The sequence below is a fragment of the Streptomyces termitum genome (assembly GCF_014650175.1).
GTDB lineage: Bacteria > Actinomycetota > Actinomycetes > Streptomycetales > Streptomycetaceae > Streptomyces > Streptomyces termitum.
The window spans coordinates 245,884-258,406 of record NZ_BMUL01000005.1; the positions used below are offsets into that span (position 1 = coordinate 245,884).

Annotated in this window: 9 protein-coding genes; 8 read left to right on the top strand and 1 reads right to left on the bottom strand. The window is 75.2% G+C overall.

The window, feature by feature from the left end; translation table 11 throughout:
• Positions 1-111 precede the first annotated feature (111 nt).
• The 8 genes from IE219_RS12075 to IE219_RS12110 all read left to right on the top strand — a co-directional run bounded on the left by IE219_RS12075 (position 112) and on the right by IE219_RS12110 (position 11,233).
• Positions 112-1,182, top strand: a complete 1,071-nt coding sequence (locus tag IE219_RS12075) for a methionine ABC transporter ATP-binding protein (protein ID WP_189976641.1) — start codon at positions 112-114, stop codon at positions 1,180-1,182.
• Positions 1,179-1,847, top strand: a complete 669-nt coding sequence (locus tag IE219_RS12080; RefSeq protein ID WP_189976642.1) for a methionine ABC transporter permease — start codon at positions 1,179-1,181, stop codon at positions 1,845-1,847. The genes IE219_RS12075 and IE219_RS12080 overlap by 4 nt, the downstream gene beginning before the upstream one ends.
• Positions 1,848-1,924: 77 nt before the next feature.
• Positions 1,925-2,776 (top strand): MetQ/NlpA family ABC transporter substrate-binding protein, encoded by an 852-nt coding sequence (locus IE219_RS12085; RefSeq protein WP_189976643.1) that lies wholly within the window; start codon positions 1,925-1,927, stop codon positions 2,774-2,776.
• A 166-nt stretch (positions 2,777-2,942) separates the two neighbouring features.
• Positions 2,943-3,578 carry a GNAT family N-acetyltransferase gene (locus IE219_RS12090; RefSeq protein ID WP_189976644.1) on the top strand — a complete coding sequence of 212 codons (636 nt, stop codon included), beginning with the start codon at positions 2,943-2,945 and terminating at the stop codon, positions 3,576-3,578.
• A gap of 131 nt (positions 3,579-3,709) precedes the next feature.
• A complete protein-coding gene (gene cbiE, locus IE219_RS12095) occupies positions 3,710-4,936 on the top strand; it encodes a precorrin-6y C5,15-methyltransferase (decarboxylating) subunit CbiE (RefSeq protein WP_189976645.1) in 1,227 nt (408 codons plus the stop codon).
• 313 nt (positions 4,937-5,249) lie between these two features.
• Entirely contained in the window at positions 5,250-8,909 is a 3,660-nt protein-coding gene (gene cobT, locus IE219_RS12100; RefSeq protein ID WP_189976646.1) for a nicotinate-nucleotide--dimethylbenzimidazole phosphoribosyltransferase, read from the top strand.
• Positions 8,910-9,108: 199 nt separating this feature from the next.
• Positions 9,109-10,332 (top strand): uroporphyrinogen-III C-methyltransferase, encoded by a 1,224-nt coding sequence (gene cobA, locus IE219_RS12105; RefSeq protein ID WP_189976647.1) that lies wholly within the window; start codon positions 9,109-9,111, stop codon positions 10,330-10,332.
• Positions 10,333-10,414: 82 nt separating this feature from the next.
• Positions 10,415-11,233 carry a TrmH family RNA methyltransferase gene (locus IE219_RS12110; RefSeq protein ID WP_189976648.1) on the top strand — a complete coding sequence of 273 codons (819 nt, stop codon included), beginning with the start codon at positions 10,415-10,417 and terminating at the stop codon, positions 11,231-11,233.
• A 68-nt stretch (positions 11,234-11,301) separates the two neighbouring features.
• On the opposite strand, the gene IE219_RS12115 is transcribed toward IE219_RS12110, so the two are convergent.
• Positions 11,302-12,477 (bottom strand): serine/threonine-protein kinase, encoded by a 1,176-nt coding sequence (locus IE219_RS12115; RefSeq protein ID WP_189976649.1) that lies wholly within the window; start codon positions 12,475-12,477, stop codon positions 11,302-11,304.
• Positions 12,478-12,523 lie beyond the last annotated feature (46 nt).

Genomic DNA, 12,523 nt, shown 5'->3' on the forward strand with positions numbered 1-12,523 from the left:
TTCCGGCCGCCCGCCGGAGCGGTCTCCCGCGCGCCCGGCCGTCCGCATGACGAACGCCCCGTGCACGGCGGAACCTCCGCGTCGCGCACTCGACAGTGACGGAAACCCCCTGTGATCACCACTTCGGGCCTGACCAAGGTCTACGAGTCACGCGGCCGCCAGGTCACCGCCCTGGACGGCGTCGACCTCCACGTCCGCGAGGGCGAGGTCTTCGGCGTGATCGGCCAGAGCGGCGCCGGCAAGTCCTCCCTCATCCGCTGCGTCAACCTCCTGGAGCGCCCCACCTCCGGCACGGTGACCGTCGACGGCGTCGACCTCACCGCCCTCGCCGGCCGGGGCCGCCGCGCCGGCAAGGACCTGCGCCGCGCCCGCAGCCGCATCGGCATGGTCTTCCAGCACTTCAACCTGCTCTCCTCGCGCACCGTCCAGGACAACGTCGAACTCCCCCTGGAGATCCTCGGCGTCCCCTCCGCCGAGCGCTCCCGCCGCGCCCTCGAACTCCTCGACCTCGTCGGCCTCGCCGACAAGGCCAGGAACCACCCCGGCCAGCTCTCCGGCGGACAGAAGCAGCGCGTCGGCATCGCCCGCGCCCTCGCCGGCGAACCCAAGGTCCTCCTCTCCGACGAGGCCACCAGCGCCCTCGACCCGGAGACCACCCGCTCGATCCTCCAGCTCCTGCGCGACCTCAACCGGCAGCTCGGCCTCACCGTCCTGCTCATCACGCACGAGATGGACGTCGTCAAGACTGTCTGCGACTCCGCCGCCCTCATGGAGAAGGGCCGGGTCGTCGAGTCCGGCACCGTCGGCGAACTCCTCGCCACCCCCGGCTCCCGGCTGGCCGCCGAACTCTTCCCGGTCGGCGGGCACGCCACCGGCCCCGACCGCACCGTCGTCGACGTCACCTTCCACGGCGAGGCCGCCACCCAGCCGGTCATCTCCCAGCTCGCCCGCACCTACAACATCGACATCTCGATCCTCGGGGCGGCGATGGACACCGTCGGCGGGAAGCAGATCGGCCGGATGCGGATCGAACTCCCCGGCCGGTACGAGGAGAACGTCGTCCCCGTCGGCTTCCTGCGCGAGCAGGGCCTCCAGGTCGAACGCGTCGAAGAACCGCGGGACGGCACCGCGCCCGCGGTCCCCGCCCAGCAGCCCGTGCTCGCGAAGGAGAGTGCCAAGTGACCTGGGAAGAGATGAGGCCCCTGCTCGAACAGGGCACGGTCGACACCCTCTACATGGTCCTGTGGGCCACCGTCGTCACCATCGTCGGCGGCCTCCCGCTCGGCATCCTCCTCGTCCTCACCGACAAGGGCGGACTGCTCCAGAACCGGATCGTGAACAAGGTCGTCGGTGCGATCGTGAACATCGGCCGTTCGCTGCCGTTCATCATCCTGCTGATCGCCCTGATCCCCTTCACCACCTTCGTCGTCGGCACCTTCATCGGCCCGACCGCGATGATCGTGCCCCTCGCCATCGGCGCCATCCCCTTCTTCGCGCGCCTCGTCGAGACCGCGATCCGCGAGGTCGACCACGGCCTCGTCGAAGCCGTCCAGTCCATGGGCGGCGGCATCCCCACCATCGTCCGCAAGGTGCTGCTCCCGCAGGCCCTGCCCTCGCTGGTCGCCGCCGTCACCACCACCGTCATCGTGCTCATCGGCTACTCCGCGATGGCCGGCGCGGTCGGCGGCGAGGGGCTGGGCTCCAAGGCCGTCACCTACGGCTACCAGCGCTTCGACACCACCTTCATGCTCGTCACCGTCGTCGTCCTGGTCGCGATCGTCACGGTCGTCCAGCTCGTCGGCGACGGAGTCGTACGGCTCCTCGCCCGCCGCGGCCGTACGGCCTGACGGCACCCCAGGACCACCACCGAAGCCCGGACTTGTTGTCCAGGCGTCCACCGCTCCACAAGAAAGAGGCACTCTTCGTGCGTAAGAACATCAAGCTCACCGCCGGCTTCGCCACCCTCACCGCCCTGGCCCTCGGCCTCACCGCCTGCGGCACCTCCTCGGACCCGGCCTCCGCCAAGGAGGGCGCCGCCGCCGACAAGCCGCTCGTCGTCGCCGCGTCCCCGACGCCGCACGCCGACATCCTCACGTTCGTCAAGGACAACCTGGCCGCCAAGGAGGGCCTGAAGCTGGAGGTGAAGGAGTTCACCGACTACGTCCTGCCGAACACCGCCACCGAGAGCGGCCAGGTCGACGCCAACTTCTTCCAGCACAAGCCGTACCTCGACGACTTCAACAAGAAGAACAACACCCACATCGTCCCGGTGGTCAACGTCCACCTGGAGCCGCTCGGCCTCTACTCCAAGAAGGTCTCGTCGGTCAAGGACATCAAGGCCGGCCAGACCGTCGCCGTCCCCAACGACACCACCAACGAGGGCCGCGCGCTCCACCTCCTCGCCGACAACGGCCTCATCACCCTCAAGGCCGGCGTGGGCACCGACGCCAAGCTCTCCGACATCACCGACAAGAAGGGCCTGGAGTTCAAGGAGCTGGAGGCCGCCACCGTGCCCCGCGCCCTCAACGACGTGGACGCCGCCGTCATCAACGGCAACTACGCCATCGAGGCCAAGCTCTCCCCGGCGAAGGACGCCCTGGTCCAGGAGAAGGCCGAGGGCAACCCGTACGCCAACTTCCTCGCCGTCAAGGAGGGCAACGAGAAGGACGCCCGCGTGCAGAAGCTCGCCAAGCTCCTCAACTCGCCCGAGGTGAAGAAGTACATCGAGGACACCTACCAGGGCTCGGTCGTCCCGGCCTTCGGCGCCGCCAAGTAAGGCCGCCCGCACGGTCCTTCGGCGCAAGGCCCCGCCCGCCCCGTCCGGCGCGCGGGGCCTTCCGCGCGCCGCCCCCGCCCCGGACCCGGCCATGCGCGCCCCGCACCCCATGCTGCATGCTGTGCGTTCACGGTCTCAACGGACGGTCTTCGGTACGGAGCTGCGCATGACTACCACCTTCCCGGACATCTCCATCAGTACGGACCGGCTGGTGCTGCGCGCGCTCGAAGACGCCGACGCCCCGGCACTGGCCGAGATGATGAACGACGAACTGGTCGGCGCCTGGACGGCCGTCCCCCAGCCGTACACCGAGGAGGCGGCCCTCCACTGGATCACCTCCTACGCCCCCGCCGAACGCACCTCGGGCCGGGGCCTCGACCTCGCCGTCACCGAGTTCCTCACCCAGCGGCTCGTCGGCGTCGTCCAACTCGCCCACACCGACTGGCGGGTCCGCTCCACCGAGCTCTCCTACATCGTCGCCCCCTGGGCCCGCGGCGAGGGATACGCCTCCGAGGCCGCCCTCGCCACCGCCCAGTGGCTCTTCGCCGACCAGAAGTTCGAGCGCATCGAACTCCGCACGGCCGCCGACAACACCGCCTCCCAGCAGGTCGCCCAGAAGATCGGCTGCATCAGCGAGGGCGTCCTGCGCAACGCCTGCATAGCGCGCACCCGCACCGAGGACGGCGGCTGGACCGACCTGCGCACCGACTACATCGTCTGGAGCCTCCTCCCCGAGGACCTCGACGGCGTCGCCGACCAGATGGCCGACGCGGGCTACTCGGCCTTCGCCGACTGGAGCTGACGCACCGGCGGCCCCGCCGGGCGACCCGCCCCCGTCACCCGGCGGCCGGTGTCGCCGGTCCGTGCCCGGCCCGGATCCGGGTACGCTTCGACCCGCCCCGACCTGCGACGACACCACAGGAGGCAGACGCGATGGCCGACCGGGTCACGGTGATCGGCTGGGACGGCTCGCCCCTCACCGAGGCGGCCCGGTCCGCGCTCTCGGCCGCCACCCTGGTGGCCGGCGCCGCCCACCACCTGGCACTCCCCGAGACGCCCCCCTGCGCCGAACACGTCCGGCTCGGCAGCGTCGACCTCGCCGCCCGCCGCATCGCGGGCCACCGAGGCACCGCCGTCGTCCTCGCCGACGGCGACCCCGGCTTCTTCGGCGTCGTCCGCGCCCTGCGCGCCCCCGAGCACGGCCTGGAGGTCGAGGTCGTCCCCGCCGTCTCCTCGGTCGCCGCCGCCTTCGCCCGCGCCGGCATGCCCTGGGACGACACCCGCGTCGTCGTCGCCCACCAGCGCACCCTGCGCCGCGCCGTCAACGTCTGCCGCGCCCACCCCAAGGTCGCCGTCCTGACCTCCCCCGGCGCCGGCCCCGCCGAACTCGCCCTCCTCCTCGACGGCGTCCACCGCACCTTCGTCGTCTGCGAGGAACTCGGCACCTCCCGCGAACAGGTCTCCGTCCTCACCTCCGACCGGGCCGCCGACCACACCTGGCGCGACCCCAACGTCGTCCTCGTCATCGGCGGCGCCGGCGGCACCGGCGCCTCCACCGCCCCCTGGCTCATGGGCCACGACCCGGCCGCCGGAGCCGCCCGGGGCTGGGCGCTGCCCGCCGCCCCGGAGGAGGGGACCGCCCCCGCCGAACGCCCCGGCGAGGACCCCACCCTGCGCGCCGTCCAGCTCGCCCGCCTCGGCCCCCGGCCGGGCGACCTCGTCTGGGACATCGGCGGCGCGGGCGGCGCCTTCGCCGTCGAGGCCGCCCGCTTCGGCGCCGCCGTCATCGCCGTCGACGCCGACCCGGCCGCCCGCACCCGCACCGAGGCCGCCGCCCGCCGCCACGGCGTCCTCCTCCAGACCGTCACCGGCCGCGCCCCGCACGTCCTGGAGAGCCTCCCCGAGCCCGACGTCGTCCGCGTCGCCGCCGGCGGCGTCCCCGTCGTCACCGCGTGCACCGACCGCCGCCCCGACCGGATCACCGCCCACGCCACCACCCGCGACGGGGCCGAGGCGATCGGCGCGGCCCTCGCCGACGGCGGCTACACCGTCGAGACCGTCCTCCTCCAGACCGTCGGCCTCGATCCCGCCGACTGGACCGAGCGCGAGCGCTCCGTCGTCTTCCTGCTCTCCGGCCGCCGGACCGCCACCGCCCCGTGACCCGGCCGTCCGGGCGGGAAGGTAGGCTGGCCGATTGTTGTACCGCGCCGGGACCTTCGGCATGTTGTTCGTCAATGTCCCGAATCGCTGACCGTCTTGACCCGTTCTCGGCGGTCAACGGGGTGCGGTGCACCGGGGGGACGGCGCGACGTGGCGCAGTCCACAGCGCGCCGTGGCGGAACCGCCTGCCACGAAGGCCGCGGGCCGCGACAATGCATGGGTGTCCGCGCGTCTCCGTGCCGCGCGGCGCACGCGCTCGTTCTCGTTGACGGGCGCGGCTCTGAACGAACACAACGATGGGCGAGGGGTACGCATGACGGACACCGGCCAGGTCCCGGGCGAGGGACTGCCGGAGAACGCAGGCATGGTCGAGCAGCCGGGCATCCCCGCTCCGGGCGCGTACACCTTCCTGGACCCCTCCGGCCAGCACCCCGGCCAGCAGCTCCCCGAGGACGACGACATGCTCCTCATGCCGGGCGCCCAGGGCGCCTGGAGCGAGCACCCGCCGGGCGCCGTCCCCACCCCGCCGATCGCCGTCCCCGCCCAGGCGGGCTCCGGACCGGCCGGCCAGGACCCGCTCGCCCCGCAGGGCGACCCGCTCACCGACCCGCTGCCGGACCCGCTCACCGACCCGCTCACCGGGCCCCTGCCGACCGGTCCCGTCCTCGCCGACCGGCTCACCGCCCCGGCCGGCGCCACCCCGCCGCAGGGCGTCCGGCTCGCGCCGCAGGCACAGCACGGCACCCCCGCGCACGGCGTCCCCGTCGCGCCCCAGGAGGCCGTCGCCACCGCCCACGGCTACGAGCCCGGCATCCTCGACACCGGCGCCCACGAGGCGGCCGGCCGCGACACCGGCTCCGTCGACCTCGGCGGCGTCCGCGTCCCGCCGACGGCCACCCCGCCGGCCGGCACCCCCGTCCCGCAGCGCCGCCCGCTCCACATGGGCCCGCCCGTCCCCGAGACCGCCACCGGCGGCGTCGTGCGCTCGCTCGCCGACCGGGGCCCGGCCGCGCCCGCCGCGCAGCCCGTCCCGGCGCCCGTTCCCGAGCCCCTCGTGGCCACGGCCCCCGCGCCCGTGCCCGTACGGAACCCGGGACCGCCCACCACCGGGCCCGAGTACTTCGACATCGCGCAGGACCAGCAGCTCGCCCCGCAGGGCGCCGAGCCGTGGACCGCGCAGCCCCAGGAGTTCCCGGCGGCCCCCGGGGTTCCCGCGGAGGCGACCGCCCCCCAGAGCGGTTTCGTCCCGGTCGAGGGCACCGTCCCGACCACCCCGCACCTGGCCCCCGTCCCGGCCCCCGAGCAGGCCGAACCGGCGGTCGAGGCCGTCGTCCCCGCCCCGCGCGAGGGCGAGCCCGCCGCCGAGGCCCCCGTGGAGCCCCCCGCCGAGCAGGCCGCCACCGAGCCGACGGCCGCCGAACCGGTCGCCGCGGAGGCCGTCGCCGAACCGGCCGAGCCCGTGGCGCCTGGGGCGCCCGAGGCCCAGGAAGCCCCGGAGGCCGAGGCCCCGGTGGAGACCCCCGAGGCCGCCGAGACCCCCGCCGAGCCGGTGGCCGAGGCCGGGGCGCCCGCAGTGGAGACCGTCGCGCCCGACGCCGTACCGGCGGAGCCCGTCGCGGAGCAGCAGCCCGCCCCGGAGTCCCCCGCCGAGGAGATCCAGGCCGAGGAGACCCCGGCCGGGGAGGCCCCGGTCGCCGAGCAGCAGCCGGCCGCCGCCGAGCAGCCCGCCCCGGAACCGGCCGCCGCCGAGACCGCTGAGGCCGTGGAGGCCGTGGAGGCCGCCGGGGCCGTGGAGCCCGCCGCCGGGGCCGTGGAGCCCGCCGCCGGGGCCGTGGAGCCCGCCGCCGGGGCCGTGGAGCCCGCCGCCGGGGCCGGGCCCGCCGAGCAGCCGGTGCCCGCCGAGGCCGAGGCCGCCCCCGAGTACCCCGCCGCCGTCGAGGAGCTCCCGGCCGGGGAGGCGCCCGCCCCGGAGGCCCCCGCCGAGGCGTTCGCCGACGTCACCGCCGAGGTCCCGGCGGAGGCGCCCGTCGTCGCCGTCGCCGAGGAGATCCCGGTCGTCGCCGAGGACGCCCCCGAGGCCCCCGCCCAGGAGGTCCAGGAGACCCCGGCCGCCGAAGCGCCCGCCGAGGCCCCCGAGGGATCCACCGACGAGCAGGACGAGCAGACCGGGCAGCAGACCGGGCAGCAGGCCGACGAGCGGGCCGAGGAGTCCGTCGAGGCCCCGGCCGAGGTCCGGCCCGCCGCCCCCGCGCCCGGCTACGACGACGCCGAGCGCGAGGCCGTGCTCCGCGTCATGCGCGAGCGCCGCGACATCCGCAACGGCTTCCGCTCCGACCCCATCCCGCACGAGGTGCTGCTCCGCGTCCTGGAGGCCGCCCACACGGCCCCCAGCGTCGGCCACTCGCAGCCCTGGGACTTCGTCGTCATCCGGTCCGCCGAGACCCGGCAGACCATGCACGAGCTGGCCCAGCGGCAGCGCGAGGCGTACGCCCAGTCGCTGCCCAAGGCCCGCGCCAAGCAGTTCAAGGAACTGAAGATCGAGGCCATCCTCGACACCCCGGTCAACATCGTGGTGACCGCCGACCCCACCCGGGGCGGCCGGCACACCCTCGGCCGCTACACGCAGCCGCAGATGGCCCCGTACTCCTCCGCCCTCGCCGTCGAGAACCTCTGGCTCGCCGCCCGCGCCGAGGGCCTCGGCGTCGGCTGGGTCAGCTTCTTCGACGAGCGCGAGATGGTCCGCGAGCTCGGCCTCCCCGAGCACCTGGAGGTCGTCGCGTACCTCTGCGTCGGGTACGTCGACGAGTTCCCCGACGAGCCCGAGCTGATGCAGGCGGGCTGGGCCAAGCGCCGCCCGCTCGCCTGGGTCGTCCACGAGGAGACGTACGGCCGCCGCGCCCTGCCCGGCGAGGAGCCGCACGACCTCCTCCAGGAGACCGTCGCCTCCATCCGCCCGCTCGACGCCAAGGCGCTCGGCGAGGCGTGGGAGCGGCAGAAGCGGATGACCAAGCCGGCCGGCGCCCTCGGCATGCTGGAGATCATCTCCGCGCAGCTCTGCGGCCTCTCCCGGGTCTGCCCGCCGCCGATCCCGGAGCCCGCCGCCGTCGCGGTCTTCGCCGGCGACCACGGCGTCCACGCCCAGGGCGTCACCCCCTGGCCGCAGGAGGTCACCGGCCAGATGGTGGCCAACTTCCTCGGCGGGGGAGCGGTCTGCAACGCCTTCGCGCACCAGGTCGGCGCCGAGGTCTGCGTCATCGACGTCGGCGTCGCCACCGAACTGCCCGCCACCCCCGGCCTGCTGCCCCGCAAGGTCCGCGCCGGGACCGCCGACTTCACCGCCGGGCCCGCGATGACCCGCGAGGAGACCATCGCCGCCATCGAGGTCGGCATCGAGACCGCCCGCGACCTCGTCGCGGCCGGGAACAAGGCGCTCCTCACCGGCGAGATGGGCATCGCGAACACCACCGCGTCCGCCGCCCTCATCTCCGTCTTCACCGGCGTCGACCCGGCCGAGGTCACCGGTCGCGGCACCGGCATCAACGACGAGACCCACGCCCGCAAGGTCGACGTGGTCCGCCGCGCCCTCGACCTGCACCAGCCCGACCCGGCGGACCCCATCGAGGTCCTGTCCCGGATCGGCGGCCTGGAGCACGCCGCCCTCGTCGGCCTCATCCTGGGCGCCGCCTCGCTGCGCACCCCGGTGATCCTCGACGGCGTCTCCACCGGCGCGGCGGCCCTCGTCGCCCGCGCCATCGCCCCCGAGTCGCTCGCCGCCTGCATCGCCGGACACCGCAGCGCCGAGCCCGGCCACGTCGCCGCCCTCAACAAGCTGGGCCTGCGCCCCCTGGTCGACCTCGACCTCCGCCTCGGCGAGGGCACCGGCGCCCTCCTCGCCCTGCCGCTGGTGCAGAGCGTGGCCCGCGCCATGCACGAGGTCGCGACCTTCGACTCCGCCGGCGTCACCGAGAAGTAGCCGGTACGGCCCCGGCGCCGCCGCCCTCCCCGGGAGGCGGCCCCGGGGCCGCCCCATGTCCCGCGCCCGCCGAGGGACCAGGGTCACAAGGTGCCCACGCCACGTCACCGATATCGTGGACACCGGGCCCCACCGCCCGCCCACCAGCCGCTTCGCCGCCGCAGCGGCCCGCACGCCCCTTCTGAGGAGCCGCCCGCACATGGCCGAGCACGTCGAGCACCCCGCCTATCCCGTCGGCCTCCGCCTCGCCGGCCGGCGCGTCGTCGTCCTCGGCGGCGGCACGGTCGCCCAGCGCCGGCTGCCCGCCCTCATCGCCGCCGGCGCCGACATCACCCTCGTCTCGCCGTCCGCCACCCCCTCCGTGGAGGCGATGGCCGAGGCCGGCGAGCTGACCTGGGTCCGCCGCCGGTACGAGGACGGCGACCTGGCCGACGCCTGGTACGCGCTCGTCGCCACCACCGACCCGGCCGCCAACGCCGCCGCCTCCGCCGAGGCCGAGCGCGCCCGCGTCTGGTGCGTCCGCTCCGACGACGCCGAGGCCGCCACCGCCTGGACCCCGGCCACCGGCCGCGGCGACGGCGTCACCGTCGCCGTCCTCACCGGCCACGACCCGCGCCGCTCGGCCGCCGTCCGGGACGCGATCCTGGAGGGCCTGCGCGACGGCTCCCTCGCCGCTCCCGCCCGGCGCGCCCGCACCCCCTTCGTCGCCCTCGTCGGCGGCGGCCCCGGCGACCCCGACCTGATCACCGTGCGCGGCCGCCGACTGCTCGCCGAGGCCGACGTCGTCATCGCCGACCGGCTCGGCCCCCGCGACCTCCTGGACGAGCTGCCGCCGCACGTCGAGGTGATCGACGCGGCGAAGATCCCGTACGGCCGCTTCATGGCCCAGGAGGCCATCAACCACGCGCTGATCGAGCACGCCAAGGCCGGGAAGTCCGTCGTCCGCCTCAAGGGCGGCGACCCCTTCGTCTTCGGCCGCGGCATGGAGGAGGCCCAGGCGCTCGCCGCCGAGGGCATCGCCTGCACCGTCGTGCCCGGCATCTCCAGCTCCATATCCGTCCCCGGCGCCGCCGGCATCCCGGTCACCCACCGGGGCGTCGCCCACGAGTTCACCGTGGTCAGCGGCCACGTCGCCCCCGACGACCCGCGCTCGCTGGTCGACTGGGCCTCGCTCGCCAAGCTCACCGGCACCCTGGTGATCCTCATGGGCGTCGACAAGATAGGGAAGATCGCCGAGGCGCTCGTCGCCCACGGCAAGGCCCCCGACACCCCGCTCGCCCTCGTCCAGGAGGGCACCACCGCCGCCCAGCGCCGGGTGGACGCCACCCTCGCCACCGTCGCCGACGCCGTGCGGGAGCACGAGGTCCGCCCGCCGGCCGTCATCGTGATCGGCCCGGTCGTCGCCGAGGGCCCCCACCGCTGAACCCCGTCCCCGCCCCGGCGGGCGGCGCCCGCCGCCCGTCCCACGCATTGGCACCACACCCCGGACAAGGCAGTATCACCCCGTGGCCGAACTCATCACGATCGACGACCCCGACGACCCCCGCCTGCGCGACTACACCGGCCTGACCGACGTCGAACTGCGCCGCCGCCGCGAACCCGCCGAGGGCCTCTTCATCGCCGAGGGCGAGAAGGTCATCCGCCGCGCGAAGCAGGCCGGATACGAGATGCGGTCGATGCTGCTCTCGGCGAAGTGGGTCGACGTCATGCGCGACGTCATCGACGAGGTCCCGGCACCCGTCTACGCCGTCCAGCCCGACCTCGCCGAGCGGGTCACCGGCTACCACGTGCACCGCGGCGCCCTCGCCTCCATGCAGCGCAAGCCCCTCCCGGACGCCGCCGCGCTCCTCGCGACCGCCCGCCGCGTCGCCGTCATGGAGTCGGTCAACGACCACACCAACATCGGCGCCATCTTCCGCAGCGCCGCCGCCCTCGGCATGGACGCCGTCCTGCTCTCCCCGGACTGCGCCGACCCGCTCTACCGCCGCTCGGTGAAGGTCTCCATGGGCGCCGTCTTCTCCGTCCCGTACGCCCGCCTGGACGTCTGGCCGCGCGGTCTGGAGGCGGTCCGCGAGGCGGGCTTCAAGCTCCTCGCGCTCACCCCGGACGAGAAGGCCACCTCCATGGACGAGGCCGCCCCGCACCGCCTCGACCGGGTCGCCCTGATGCTCGGCGCGGAGGGCGAGGGCCTCTCCACCCAGGCCCTGCGCGCCGCCGACGAATGGGTCCGCATCCCGATGGCCCACGGCGTCGACTCGCTCAACGTGGGCGCGGCCGCCGCCGTCGCCTTCTACGCGGTGACGACGGGCCGCCCCGAGGCGTGACGGCACGACGACGGCCCCGGTACGCGCGCGCGTACCGGGGCCGTCGTCATGTGCGGGCGGGCGCCGGATCAGTTCTGGAGGGCCTGCGCGGCGGCGATCCCGAGCGCCACCACCAGCGTCACGACCACGAAGACGAAGAGGCGCTGGCGCAGCAGCCGGGGATCGGCGGGCCGCCGCCCCGTCGAGGTCGACCGGGCCCCCGGCCGGGTCCCGGGCCGCGACTGCGGATTGCGCGAGCCGCCGGTGCGCACCGGCGCCGAGGGCCGCGAGGACGGCCCCGCCCCGCGTCCCCGCGGCGGCACCCGCTCGGACGACTCCCGCCCCCGGGTGTCCCGGGGGTCGGTGTACCGCTCGGTCGGCCGCAGCGTGGCCCGGTCCTCCATCCGCTCGCGCGGCGCCGGCGGCCGGGCCGACGACAGCCCCTGCGCCTCGCGGGCCGCGATCTCCTTGAGCCGCATCGACAGCTGGAGCGTGCTGGGCCGGTCCTCCGGATCCTTCGCCAGACAGGCCCGGATCAGCGGCGCCAGCGCGTCCGGCACCCCCTGGAGCTGCGCCTCCTCGTGCACCACGCGGTACAGCATGACCTCGGAACTGCCGTGCCCGAAGGGCGAGTCGCCCATGGAGGCGTACGCGAGCGTCGCCCCGAGCGAGAAGACGTCGGTCGCCGGGGTGACCGCCGCCCCCCGCACCTGCTCGGGCGCGAGGAAACCGGGGGAGCCGACCGCCGTGCCGACGTGCGTGAGGGTGCTGGCACCGGTGGCCCAGGCGATGCCGAAGTCGATGATCCGGGGGCCCTTGGGGGAGAGCAGGATGTTCGAGGGCTTCAGGTCCCGGTGCACCACCCCGGCCTCGTGGACGGCGACCAGGCCCTCGGAGAGCGCGGCCCCGATGGTGGCCACGTCGGCGGCCCGCAGCGGACCCTCCTCCGCGACCCGGTCGTGCAGCGAGGGACCGGGGACGTACTGGGTGGCGAACCACGGCCGCTCGGCCTCCAGGTCGGCCGCGACCAGCCGGGCCGTGCAGCCGCCCCGGATCCGCCGGGCCGCCGACACCTCACGGGCGAACCGGGAGCGGAACTCCTGGTCCTCGGCCAGGTCCGGCCGGATCACCTTCAGGGCCACCCGCTGGCCGCGGCGGTCGGAGCCGAGGTACACGACCCCCATGCCTCCGGCGCCCAGCCTGCGGTGGAGCCGGAACGCCCCGACGATCCGCGGGTCCTCGCGCCGGAGCCGCATCATCGCCATGTCCGTCCCCTCGTCCGTTCGACGTGGCACAGCTTACGTAGTGCCG

Excerpts from the sequence above, each read along its gene's own strand:
- IE219_RS12090 (WP_189976644.1), top strand. The coding sequence starts at position 2,943 with ATGACTACCACCTTCCCGGACATCTCCATCAGTACGGACCGGCTGGTG.
- cbiE (WP_189976645.1), top strand. The coding sequence starts at position 3,710 with ATGGCCGACCGGGTCACGGTGATCGGCTGGGACGGCTCGCCCCTCACC.
- cobT (WP_189976646.1), top strand. The coding sequence starts at position 5,250 with ATGACGGACACCGGCCAGGTCCCGGGCGAGGGACTGCCGGAGAACGCA.
- cobA (WP_189976647.1), top strand. The coding sequence starts at position 9,109 with ATGGCCGAGCACGTCGAGCACCCCGCCTATCCCGTCGGCCTCCGCCTC.
- IE219_RS12115 (WP_189976649.1), bottom strand. The coding sequence starts at position 12,477 with ATGGCGATGATGCGGCTCCGGCGCGAGGACCCGCGGATCGTCGGGGCG.